Source organism: Vibrio sp. VPAP30 (assembly GCF_001188205.1).
GTDB lineage: Bacteria > Pseudomonadota > Gammaproteobacteria > Enterobacterales > Vibrionaceae > Vibrio > Vibrio bivalvicida.
Genome location: NZ_LBLS01000009.1, coordinates 20574 through 33332 on the forward strand (window position 1 = coordinate 20574; position 12759 = coordinate 33332).

The following is a 12759-nucleotide window of genomic DNA, read 5'->3' on the forward strand; positions in this document are numbered from 1 at the left end:
CTAGGGGCGCTGCTCTCTCTTGTCTATGTTTATGATTCCAAATGTAGAGCCACTTTCTTGCCGACTAATATTGAGCCTTTATCACCAATATCGATAAGATTCATTAGACCATCAAACGAACCTGGCCTAACGAACAGTTGCTCAATCACGCCACCTTTTGCCCCTTCTAGGTCAAGTGGGGTGTGCATATCATGCATGAACAAGATTCCGTCTGAATCCATGCTGTATTGCCCTTTACCTGAAAAACCAACTTGGCTTTGAGGTAACATAGCAAACACGCCATAGGTGTTGTTTTCATTCAATGTCAGTTCAAGCCTCATTGGTAAAGACGTAGAGAAGACAGTGGATGGCTCTTCAATATGAATGTGGGCCACCGTACTACTAGTAAAGTGCCTGTTAGGCTGATCACCCGTATTAAAGGCAATACCAACTCCAATCCCTAAACCAAGCACCGCTGCACCCAAGATCATTTCTTTATTCACAATTCACTGCCCCACTTTGGTTACTAAAGCTAACAGAGCGACCTTGCTCATCAAGCATTAAACTCAATTCGTCAAATTTATACACTGTTGGATTCTGGTAATAGATTCTTTCGCCATTGTTTGTTGGTTCATACCAGCATTGGCTATAGCTTTTGGTCACGTACTGACTAGAGGTCAGTAACTTTTCAACTAACATCGCACCCAAGAAACCAATCACAATCGCAGCAGCAAAAACAAATGCGGTTTTATAACAGAATGACGAACCTAATTTTGGTGCAGAAAACTTTCCCTGCTGACTAGACTGCGGTGATTTCTTCTGTTCAGGTTCAGGAGAATCGTGCTTTACCGTCGCGACTTCAGAAATACACGATATCTTTTTCACCGTGCCGATAAACTCGTAGCCAACACCGCGCTCGGTGCGGATTATTTCACCAGAGCGATCTTCTAAGCCTCGACGGCAACTGGATATGGAGTGCAGCAAACTGCTGCTCTCTACCACGATACCACGTTTATGCCACACCTCTTCCATAAGCTCATGCTTGCTCAATACTTTTCCCTTATGAGAAAACATGTAGGTCAGCAATGAAATCTCATTGATGCCAATTGGGTGACGTATCTGGCTCTTAAGGCTTTGAATATATCCACCAGTATCGTCAAGTATGTGAGTTCCGTTGATTAACAGCATCGTCATTACCCCTCTGTTGCTAACTCAAAACGTTTCGACTTTTCAGTCACTCTGGCAAACGCAACATACGCCATTGGTACAATGAACAATGAAAAGAAAGTACCAACCGTTAAGCCGCCGACTAACACTAAACCGATGTTGGTGCGACCCAATGAGCCAGGACCATCCGCTAATGCCAGTGGCAATGAACCAATAATCATCGTTAGCGAAGTCATTAGAATTGGGCGCAAACGAGATTTAGAACTCATCAGAGCTGCCGTCATCGCACTGTAGCCTTCTTTACGCTTAATGTTGGCAAACTCCACTATCAGAATACCGTGCTTAGTGACTAAGCCTACCAAGGTCAGCAATCCAATCTTTGAATACAGATTCAAGCTATGACCAAACACACTCAAAGTTAGTACTGCCCCCACTAAACAAAGAGGTACTGTAATCAAGATAATCAGCGGATCGACAAAGCTTTCAAACTGAGCGGCTAGGATCAAGAAGATGAACACCAGCGCCAAGCCAAATAGGAGCTGCATCCCAGCTTCAGATTCATTGAGCTCTTTAACCACACCGTTATATTCATAGTCTTGGCCCACTTTCAGCAGTTTTGGCAACTCAGCATCGACGAACGCCTGAAGATCGCTTGCACTGAATCCTGGCATTAGATCAGCGGTGATTTCTGCCGCATCCTTACCACCATAGGTCTTGATGTTAGACTCTGCAGTCACTGGCTCAATCGAAACAAACTGAGATAGTGGCAGTCTTTGACCCGACTCGGAGCTTACGTACAGCTTATCTAGAACCTTGAAATCACCTAACGCCTGACGGTTAACCTGTACTTGAATTGGGTAAGTAAAGCCATCTTCTGCTTGCAGATCTGCCGCTTTCACTGAACCAAGGAATGTAGAAATAGCACTAGTAACATTTCCGTAGTTAACCCCAGACAGCACAATCGCATTACGATCAATGGAGAGGTCAAAACGTAACTGATCTCGATGTGTCGAGTTGTCAACATTCGAAAGACCTTCATAGCTTTCCAGCAGCTCAACCACCTTCTCTGCGGTATCAGACAGCGCTTTTAGATCGCGGTTTACCGTGGTTAATTCAAGAACTAGATTGCTTGCTACATCTAGGTTATCCGCTGAGCGCACAGAGAATGAAGTCGAATAGGCTGAAACCGTTTCGCCCGCCTTAGCCATCATCTCTTGAATAATCTCATCAGCACTTTTGTCACGCTCCTCCCAGGATTTAAGTAGAACGTGGTTAGTTGGCGCAGACTCGATGTAAGCAAGGTTTGCTTCAATAGCATCACTGCCTTTGAACACGTTGTTTATCTGCTCAGCATTTTCCAGATCATAGAGACGGCCTGCGCCCGCTGGGCCATGTGACGTGACCTCAATAAAACCTGTATCTTCCGTTGGTAGAAGAACCTTTGGCATAAACCATACAGCAACACCTGACAAAACAATTAGAGCTGCCGTACCACCCAGCACCATACGCGGACGTTTGAACCAAGCATTAAGATACAGCATGTACTTTTCAGTCATCGCATCTAACTTGGTTTCAACCCACTGGAACCACTTTGGTGACGTTGTCACTGTTCTTAGCATGTACGCGCTCATCATCGGAGATAAAGTCAGCGCAACAAATCCTGAGATAATAACAGATGCAGCAAGCGTATAGGCAAATTGTCTGAACAGGTCTGCGGTTAAGCCAGACATTAAACCAATTGGAAGATAAACGACCGCGAGTGTTAACGTCATTGCGATAACCGGAAAAACGATCTCTTTACAGCTCTTTAGTGCTGCTTGAAACGGAGATGAGCCTTCTTCAATATGACGGTAACAGTTTTCAACAACGACGATCGCATCATCCACAACCAACCCGATCGCCAGGATGATAGCGAGAATGGTCAATACATTAATGCTAAAGCCAAGCATTGCCATGACCGCAAACACACCAATCACACATACTGGAATAGTAATCAAAGGTATCGCAGCAACGCGCAGCGAGCCAAGGAACAACACGACAATTGCAGAAACCAACACTATGGCCTCAACTAACGTCATAAAACCTTGATCGATCGCTTCTTCGATAAAGTCAGCCTGATTGTAGACCATCTTCATCTCGATACCTTCCGGTACCTGCATAGTTTCCATTGCCGCTTTGACACGGTTAGCAACCGTCACTGGGTTTTCTGTTTTAAGCGGTAGCACCTGCAGAGACATCGCCATATCGCCATCGACGTTAAGCATACTTGGCTCAAGGCTTTCTTCACCCATTTGGATGTCAGCAATGTCGCTAACACGAATGATTTTCCCATTGTCGACGCGCAATACAAGATCGCGCACATCTTCTATGGTAGTAACTTGATTTACCGGGTTAATCGAAAAGTCACGCACTTCGCCTTTAATTGTACCTGCGGTAAAGGTTGCGTTGTAAGTGCTTAGCGTTCCAACCACATCGGATGCACTGACATTCAGTGCCGCCATGCGCTCAGGCTGTAACCATACACGAATTGCACGACTCGACCCACCATATGGCCCCCACACTCCACCAACACCTAGAACATTCTTCAACTGTGGCGAGATTTGCTGATTGATGAAATCAAACATCTCCTGCTTGTCCATCGAGCCATTGTTGACAAACGTAATGATGTTACTTGGCATTGAAGTATCAGATGAGTCATCTGTTACTGTTGGTTTATCTGTCATCGCAGGTGGGAAGTCAGAGATACCATCCACCTTGCTCCGCAGGTTGTTCATTAAACTCGCATATTCAACCTCACTAATGCCGTCTTCAAATTGAATTTTTAATGAACAACTCCCCTCCTGACAGTCGGTTGTCATCGTTTTAATTTTGTCTAACCCAGTTACGCCGGTAATGAGTTCTTCCGCTACGTTTTGCGACATAAACTCAGCGCTCGCACCAGTGATTGAAGCGTTCACCGTTGCAGAGGCTGTTTGGCGCTCAGGAAAATACTGAATAGCCAGTTTCTGATAAGAAACGATTCCAAGTAACACAATCGCGATACTCAGCACCGAAGCGAGGACAGGGTGCTTGATGCATATTTCAGGCAGCTTCATTCGTTACCTCCGGCGACTCGTCCGTTTTAGGCTCGACGATTTGAGTTGCTTCTTTGTTAGGAGCTTCAGCGACTGGTTTTGCTTGCTGTTCTTTTTGCTGAGGCTGAGCTGGTAAGGTTCTAGCGGGCAAGGTAACGGGAGACTTGGTTCGTTGAATAGCCACTTTGACGTCTTGATGTAAGTTTTGACGACCAGTAACCACGACACGCTCTCCGATGTTTAGTCCAGAAACAATCACAACGTAACCATCATTGGTATTCTGCCCAAGCTCTACCGAACTCTTGGTTGCCCTATTGTTTTCAACTACCCAAACAAATCGCTGATCACCTGACGTGTCGACTGCAGTTTGAGAAACCACCACATCATCTGACGAATCACCAAGATTTTGCGATACCTTGGCGAACATTCCAGGTACCAGTTTGTTATCACTGTTGTCTAAGTGTGCATGTACCTCGACTCGGCCTGAGTTTTCGTCAACCAATGGAGCAATGTAATCAACTGTGCCGGTAAACTCAGTTTCACCATAAGCATCCACTTTTACCGCAACTTGTTGACCAAGTTGCGCTGTGCCTACCTCTGCTTGAGAAATTGAGTAATGCACTTCAACCGGATCGAGTTTGATGAGGCTAACTAAAGCAGTTGCAGCCTCCACTCGGCTACCCACAGAGTGCGTAAAGTTAGTCAACTGACCATCAAAAGGGGCAACAAGCTGGTAGTTTTGTAGTTCTGTTTTCTTTTGTCTGAAATCAGCTTTGGCCAAACTCGCTTGCTGCTTTAACTCTTCAACATCTTGAGCAGACATAGAATCAGGTTGTTTCTTTAATAGCGCTATTACACGCGCCAGTTTTGACTCCGCAAGTGCCAAAGAGCTTTCTGCTTTGTCTAACTCAGCTTTCGCTTGCGAGTCATCAAGTTGAGCAATGAGCTCGCCTTTTTTAACAACATCGCCGTCATTGAAATTCAGTTGCTTGAGTTTTTCGCCTGCACTAAATGTTAATGCAGCGGAGTCTGTCGCTTTTAGTTTACCAACTTCTTCGATAGTAGAAGTCGTTACCTGTTGTCTCGCGATCTCGACAGTAACAGGGACACTTTCCATAGTTTCTGCAAAAGCAGTTGAACCAATAACAATGGTTCCAATACAGAAAATAGACAGGGATAAAGTCTTAGTATTTTTCATAGTGCGACTCTGATTGATGGAAGTTGTCGCTTGTTATACCTAAGATTTTCCTGACAAAGTTAGCGTTTTGTCAGCCAGATAATGATTAATCCTTAACGAAGCTTAATAAAAATCAAGTCATTGTTTTAAAAGGATTTGCATACAAAAAAGCCGCGACAACCTGAAATTGCCGCGGCGATTTAAAACTGATTAATGACTTTATTCTGCGCGCTTTGAAAACAAATATGAGTATCTTGGAGCGACTAGAATCATCCGTTCTTGCGAGTATGGAATTACTTTAAGCTCTTCTAATGAATGCATGCCACGCTGCGAAAACATCGTTTCCAGCAGCGAGACTTGTTGCGAAGAAGGTAAGACTTGCTCGGATGTGGTTGGCATCAGAGAAAGCCCGTAACGGGTAAAATGATATTCTCCCGCCGAGTTAAAGCCGACATCCCCCTCTGTCAAAAAAAACATTTCATATTGACCTGAACGTTTAAGACTAATCGCTGACTTCATCTTAATAAGATGGATATTGTCTTCCGATTTAACCAACAAACTGGTCTCACTTTGAAACGCTTGGGTGATAGTCGGTGAATTGACGCCCCCTGCTAAGGCACCAATGATCAAACCCGAAGCAATACTGCCAGCTAGAACTTTTCTATTCACAATCCACCTCCACATCAGATGGAATAAAGCTGATCGAGCGACCATCTTGATCAACCAATATGGTTTGATTTTCAGAAGTAAAGGCTCGGACATTATTCATAACCATTGGCTCATCTTTCCCCGGTTGAGGAATAACACAACCCACATATCTACTTTCCTGATAATCAGCCTCTACCCAAGGCGAACTAAACAACGTATAGGCCATAAATCCAATGGCAGCACTCAGTGTAAATGCGATTAAGTAGACGGTATTGTTACGTTTGAGCTGTTTTGGCTCATCAGCGCTCGACTCGCGCTTAATGATTGGAGACTCTATCTCTTTCGGTTGGTAGCTTTCAACATGGCCATTAAACTGGTAGCCAACACCCCGAACGGTGGTAATAATCTCTCCGCTGCGGTCTTCGAGTGCTTTACGGCATGTCGATACTGTGTGTAATAGACTGCTTTCTTCAACCACAACCCCTTTTTTGTACCAAACCTCATCAAGAAGCTGAGCTTTTGATAGCGGCTTGTTGGGGTGTTCAATCATAAACTGCAGCAAAGCGACTTCGTTACTGCCCAGCGCGACTTTGATACCACTGTCTCGCTCTTCTAGCGTCCCCGTTAAAGCGTTGAGAATGTATTTATTGTTTATCAGCAACATAGATAATAATCTGATTTTTATATTATTCCCTTAACCATATCTTAAAAATCATAAAATGGAAGAGCCCAGCGTAATGCTGGGCTCTGAGTTGCTCAATTTAAATACCTAGTTTGTGTCTGAATAGGCTCGTCATACTCGAGAGAAAACGTTGACCTCTAAAGCAAACTCTTACTCATCTCTTGGCAGCATTTTACTTGTAGGCAAGTTTTATATTTCTGATCGAGAGGTAGTTTCGCTCTTAATTACCAACACTCGACCATCGGTATAGTAGTCATGCTCGTTATCTAGAGTCGTTGGCGGATGATATGCCGCAAGATCTATCGATATATTCGTCGTCGTGCTCAACACTTGTTCCGCAAGCTTATCTCTTTCAAGATCTACATTCGGGTCAATACTATGAAGTATGGTGACAATCCCTGAATATGGCGTGAGTTGCAAACCATCATCATAACTAAGCGCCCCTACCCACAGATTTTCATTTGTACTTGAATCAAGGCCTGCTTGCCACCAACGAATGTGACTGCGCTTTAAAAGATTACCCGGCAACTGAAATGCCATTTCTTGTGGCACCCCATTCCAAAACAAATCTGAAACTGGTGGCGTGTTAGATTTCAGTAGATGAACATAGTCTGTTAACTCTAAATCATTTCTCGAGAAGGTTTTATTTTCAATCCAACCTAGCTCTGCCATAAGATTACGAGGATTGTCGCCAACATACGCGACATTGATAGCTTGGGCATCAAACACCGCTGACTTACCTGGATAGGCTTTTAAAAAAAGATCGTCAATTGTCAGCCGTGGTTTACTTGTTGTTTGTTCAGCCACATTTACTTTCGATGCAAAGTCATCCGAATAAAAAAAGAAATGGGCGTAATTAGCATAAAGAATGGCTGCAACCAAAAAAGCGGTGAATTTGGTAAACATCAAACGCCAACCGAGTTTCCTGCCGATAAGGTAGAAGCCAATACTTACCCCGAAAGCAACTAAAGTGGCCTTATGCTCAACAATAAATATTTTGATCTCGTTGAGTAAAGGGAATTTATCTATTCCGTATCCAAATAGATAACCCCAAGCGACAAATTGACCGACACCGAGAAGTAGCCCAATGGTCGAGTATAAACTAAATCGAACCCAAGTAATTTTTTGAGAGCCCGCAACAAAAGGGACAACCCAGGCAACGGGTCCAAGCAGTCTAGCGAACGCCAGTACATAGTTACCCTTTTTGGCCATCAGATGGCGACACCTAGCAATAGGGCGACGTGTTTTGGGCTGCCAGCGAATTAGTTTTTTCTGAGCGGGGATTCCCATCTTTCTGCCGATAAAGTAGCTGACTTGATCACCGATAAAGCCTCCCAACAATACCGCGATAACGCCAGTTACAATCCCTTGTTGCAGTTGGTATCCCGCGGCGAGCAAGAACGGCTCGCCCGGGACAAACAAGTTGGGGCCAATTAACGCATCTAGTAAAGCTCCGACGAATAAGCTGAATCCTTCAAACATACTCAATTACTCGTTTATTGCTGCTCTTTATAATGGCCGAATTTGTATTCCATCTCATTATTGCGCATTTCTCCAAAGAAAAGACGTCGAGCATTCGCTTTAAGGTAAGTCGCTCCCATTTTGAACACGCCTTCTTCATCGAGTCGTCTTGGATCAAAACCAAAGGTCAGCGGCAAGAAGCGGAATCGCCATGTTTTGCTGGCACGTTTTACGTAATCACAATCTTCACATAGTACGATTTGCTCATCAAAACCATTTAGCTGTTCATGCACGCGCTTTGTCGAGAAAATACACGCCCCAACTGCGGTAGGAAAAACAAACTGTGTGATAAATAAGCCTAAGTTAAACAACCCATAGCCAAGCTTGTGTGCTAGAGGTAAGTCTTTCGCCCCCATGTAAACACCCGCCACTTCTAGCTGTTTTTCTTCCAGCTGGCTAAGCGCATTAGCAAGAAAGTTTGGCGACAATTGAACATCAGCATCTAAGAACAACAAGCGCTCATGTTTAGCAAGCTGCGCTCCGGTGTTACGGCCTAAGCTGACGCCTCTTTTTTCCATTTTATGAATGGTGAGTTCTGGTAATGATGCTTCGTAAGCCGCTGCGACTTCACGTGTTGCATCTTCACTGTTTGAATCAACGAGAATCACCTCAAACTCTTTATGAGTCTGCTTGCTTAGATCCTCCATCAATCGACCGATGCGCTTCTCTTCATTTAGTGTAATCACGACAATACTGACTGGTTTCATAGTCTGTTCCTCTCTCAATAAGTAGCGTTTTTTGTTAACTTGAGATGCAGAATAACGGAGCGAGACTTAACCAGCGGTGAGGTTTCTATTCAGATTCGGTTCATTACGATTTGAGCGTATTTTCGGCTTCTATTTTGAATGGGTTGAATCAATCTTAACCGATTGATTCTAGTTGCTCTTAAAATCGTTGATTCAGATGATTTTGAGTTGCTAGAAAACCGATAGAGTGATAGTATCCGCGCTCGCTTGAAGAGTTACTACCAATTTCTCTTCAGCGTTTAGAACGCTAACAAGGTCGCATTGTTAGTGTGATTATGAAAATCTTATATTTTTGAGAGTAATACTATGAAATTTGAAGCAGTAGTACGTACTGAACTAGGTAAAGGTGCGAGCCGCCGCCTACGTCACGCTGGTAAATTCCCTGCAGTTGTATACGGCGGTGAAGAAGCAGCAGTATCTATCGTTCTTAACCACGATGAAGTTATGAACCAAATGGACAAGCCTGAGTTCTACGAAGGTCTAGTTCTAGTGATCGACGGCGCTGAAGTTAAAGTTAAGCCACAAGACGTTCAACGTCACGCTTACAAGCCAAAAGTTGAGCACATGGACTTCATCCGCATCTAATTCCCTACCAAGGAATTAATTCGGATTAAATCCAGCCTTTTGCATATAAGATAATCGGCCTTACCATCCGAGAAGTCTAAAAATTCGAAACCCCGATGCTACCAACATCGGGGTTTCACCGTTTTTGAGCCCTTAAGAACGTTATTTATGTTTTAAATCATAACCTTAGAATAACCATGTTTTTAATGGGTGTCGTTATACAGTAGTTGACACCCCTCTAGGTTTGCTTGTCATCTGTGAATGAAAGAGACTCAAAAAATAAGCGTTGATGCGCACCTACCTAACGTCCATCCAAACTAATCAAATGTACTTAACCATACAAGCCCTAATGGTTTGATTACATGGCATGACTTGATCGTACACTTACACTCACCCCCACACTTACACTCACATTACACTCACCCCCATATAGCTCACTTCTGGACAGAAGTGACTTAGAGCTTTTGCTTTGGTGTGGGTGGCATGGATTAATATCACTCATGCGAAAACAAATAAGCCAGCAAACCAGCAGGCAAAAAAAGGCTGTGTAAAAAGTTAAAAAGGCTTTCAGTGGAAGTCAAACTTTGGTTGCGATCTCTTTTAGCATTTTACGTAATGCATTGATATCGAGAGCACCCGGTACAACCAACCTATTCCCTCAGCTATCCACTGAATCACTTTGTCTAAGGCAATGAACTTATCGATTAGATACGTAATGGCAATTACGGCAGCGACTATACCGCAGCAATCAACGCGAATCACAATGGGGAATTGCTGTGTCTACGCAAATCATGCCAGTACAAAAGTGGTCAATAATTAGTTTCGAAAATTGAAAATAAACAATTCATGGACAACTCCAAGTGTGAGAAACTTCTTAACTTGGTGGGCAGTATTGAGTATTGATGAAGTAAGCTAAACAATACAGTAGCCAAAATCAGTTCGATGGATTTTTAAATCCTAACTTAAAATTACGGTCGTAACACCTGATTCATTCATAAAATATCGACTCTTAAAAATCCGCTGCGCTAAACCGTGCTGGGAAATTGAACTATCAAGTACCAACACCACTGACTGTTCACTTTGATTAAAACTAATCACTCGTGCTTTTTCAAACCCAAAATAACAACCAACGTATGGGAAAACTGCTTTAAATAAGCTTTCTTTGGCTGAAAATATAATCGATGTTGCTATGTTGAAGCTCACCCCTTGTTCTCTAAAAAGAGTTAACTCGCCTTCATTATGGATATCTAACCAAATCTGCTCGACTGTCTCTGCATCGAGCCAATCTTCAGTATCTATTCCGACGAATTGGTAGGATGTTCTTTCTGCAACAAGCGCGATCCCCCTATTACTAGTATGAGAAATAGCACCAGCAAGTTTGTCAGGCCACAAAGGTTCACGGTGAGGGCCGATGCCAATCTCAAAATCAACGACCGATAATGCTTCGAGGCACAATTTTGCCATGTATCGTCCAGCTATAAACTCCGCCTGTCTATTTTGTACGCTCTTCCTTATGGATTCAGGAATAGCAATGTTCAGCTCTTCTGCAACCCCACTATTCATGACATGAAATTCACATTGACACAAGAAAGCCCTGCCTTTCATCGTAGCATAGAGCTCAATGCGTGAAAGGAAACGGTCTACTGCTGGTAAGTCCAGTGAGCTAACCAAGAGATTATGATACATAAGCCAATCTTATAAATAGAAATAAAAAAATAGCGTAATACCTTTTTAAGTCAAGGTGAATTTTTTTTCTGGGTGGAAAGGTTAATTGCACATTTTAAGTGTGATCATTATCAAACTTACCAACATAATAATTGATAAAACCACTCTATTTTGTAAGAGTTTCATAAAATTTACAATGCAATGCGTTGCATTTCTCATTATGTCAATAAATTATGTTGCACGTGCACTTGTATGCTATGCACTTGAAACTAGCTTTGGATCACTAGAAAGCATACAAATAACAAATAACAAATAACAAATAACGTCAATCAATATTGTCAGTTATCAAAACGGTAAATTTAGATAACGCACAAGCATAGTAGCTAGGATGTAACCATGCCATTAATGATCAATAGATCTTGTCACCTCATTGCCTCGCCTCACCTTCCCCAAAAAAAAGTGTGTCTATTTATTTGCGAATAAAGAAAGGCTGATTCGTCTCCAACAACTTGAGTTGCTTTAGTTCTCACTCATAAATGAAATGCAATTCTGTATATTTAGTATGAGGCATGAAGCTAAGATTCTAAATCTTCATATTGAATCACACGTTAAGCAAAATTTAACAATCACTAATTAAGAAGTTTTAAGTTAACTCTGAGATCCAGGATTAATCTAACTTTAAGCATTTGATCACAATGAATTACTTCCAAGGATTTGGCATGAAAAATCATTATTTTCCGTCATGTGAAGACAGTAGCGGCAGAAATTTAAACATACTTAGAGACCATCTGACAGGGCATCAAAATCTCAACCTATTTACTGAAATGTTAGGCGATGTAAAGTCTAGAGAGAACATGTTATGTCAATCAATATCGGTAGCACCCTCTTTAGCTAGTAAATTGACATTACTATGTGAGTCGCTGAATACATCTTATGACGAAATTTTTCTGACCGCTTTCTTTGTTTTTCTAGCGACTCAAACGGGCGAAAAAGATCTCGTGATTGGAGAACAAAGAGATAGGGCTACCTCGATACCAATAAGGCAGATTATTGAATCAGATCTGATAGTTTCGACCTTACTTAAACGTATAAATCAAGTTCGAAGATTATTACCTGAATGCGCAGATATTTTTAGTTTGTCTAAAGAACTTGAAGTAGGTGACAGTTATAGACACCCGATTTATCAAGCATTGTTCGTAGGGGTTGATGCCTCTCTTCCAGAGCAAAAAACACTAACGTCGCTTGATATCACTCTTTCTGTGCAACTACAACATCAGAAAATAATCGTTGAGATGCGTTGTAATTCCATATTGATTGAACGAGAAACACTTGAGCGTTTCGCAACTTGCTACTTAGAGGTTCTTAAAGGATTTGTTGCCAACCCTCAGCAGTCACTTGCCGAGTTACCCTGTATGTCACCAAAAGATGAGCACACCTTGTTGGTTGAGTGGAACCAGACCCAGTGTGAGTTTCCGCAGCACCTCACTTTGCACCGATGTTTTGAACAGCAGGTTGAGCGAACCCCCGATGCCACCG

At 42.7% G+C, this 12759-nt stretch carries 11 protein-coding genes; 2 read left to right on the plus strand and 9 right to left on the minus strand.

All coding sequences use genetic code 11. The annotated features are described in order from the left end of the window. Positions 1 to 29: 29 nt before the first annotated feature. From ZX61_RS01460 to ZX61_RS01495, 8 genes are all read right to left on the minus strand, one after another. Positions 30 to 482, minus strand: coding sequence for a hypothetical protein (locus ZX61_RS01460; RefSeq protein WP_049842957.1), 453 nt, complete (start codon positions 480 to 482; stop codon positions 30 to 32). After that, positions 475 to 1173, minus strand: coding sequence for a winged helix-turn-helix domain-containing protein (locus ZX61_RS01465; protein ID WP_235431280.1), 699 nt, complete (start codon positions 1171 to 1173; stop codon positions 475 to 477). The genes ZX61_RS01460 and ZX61_RS01465 overlap by 8 nt, the downstream gene beginning before the upstream one ends. Next, positions 1173 to 4241, minus strand: a complete 3069-nt coding sequence (locus ZX61_RS01470) for an efflux RND transporter permease subunit (protein WP_049842958.1) — start codon at positions 4239 to 4241, stop codon at positions 1173 to 1175. The genes ZX61_RS01465 and ZX61_RS01470 overlap by 1 nt, the downstream gene beginning before the upstream one ends. Then, positions 4228 to 5418, minus strand: a complete 1191-nt coding sequence (locus ZX61_RS01475; RefSeq protein ID WP_049842959.1) for an efflux RND transporter periplasmic adaptor subunit — start codon at positions 5416 to 5418, stop codon at positions 4228 to 4230. The genes ZX61_RS01470 and ZX61_RS01475 overlap by 14 nt, the downstream gene beginning before the upstream one ends. 198 nt (positions 5419 to 5616) lie before the next feature. Then, positions 5617 to 6066, minus strand: coding sequence for a hypothetical protein (locus ZX61_RS01480; protein ID WP_049842960.1), 450 nt, complete (start codon positions 6064 to 6066; stop codon positions 5617 to 5619). Continuing rightward, positions 6059 to 6709, minus strand: coding sequence for a winged helix-turn-helix domain-containing protein (locus ZX61_RS01485; protein ID WP_049842961.1), 651 nt, complete (start codon positions 6707 to 6709; stop codon positions 6059 to 6061). Before ZX61_RS01485 ends, ZX61_RS01480 begins: the two co-directional genes overlap by 8 nt. 207 nt (positions 6710 to 6916) lie before the next feature. Continuing rightward, a complete protein-coding gene (locus ZX61_RS01490) occupies positions 6917 to 8209 on the minus strand; it encodes an LssY C-terminal domain-containing protein (RefSeq protein WP_049842962.1) in 1293 nt (430 codons plus the stop codon). Between the two features lie 14 nt (positions 8210 to 8223). Next, on the minus strand, positions 8224 to 8955 hold the full coding sequence (locus ZX61_RS01495) for a glycosyltransferase family 2 protein (protein ID WP_049842963.1): 732 nt from the start codon (positions 8953 to 8955) through the stop codon (positions 8224 to 8226). A gap of 345 nt (positions 8956 to 9300) precedes the next feature. Between ZX61_RS01495 and rplY the strand changes: the two genes are divergently transcribed. Then, a complete protein-coding gene (gene rplY, locus ZX61_RS01500) occupies positions 9301 to 9579 on the plus strand; it encodes a 50S ribosomal protein L25 (RefSeq protein WP_049842964.1) in 279 nt (92 codons plus the stop codon). Between the two features lie 936 nt (positions 9580 to 10515). Here rplY and ZX61_RS01505 read toward each other — a convergent pair. Then, a complete protein-coding gene (locus ZX61_RS01505; RefSeq protein ID WP_082173344.1) occupies positions 10516 to 11244 on the minus strand; it encodes a 4'-phosphopantetheinyl transferase family protein in 729 nt (242 codons plus the stop codon). Positions 11245 to 11942: 698 nt separating this feature from the next. Between ZX61_RS01505 and ZX61_RS01510 the strand changes: the two genes are divergently transcribed. Continuing rightward, a partial coding sequence (locus ZX61_RS01510) for a hypothetical protein (RefSeq protein WP_150114946.1) occupies positions 11943 to 12759 on the plus strand: 817 nt, incomplete at its 3' end.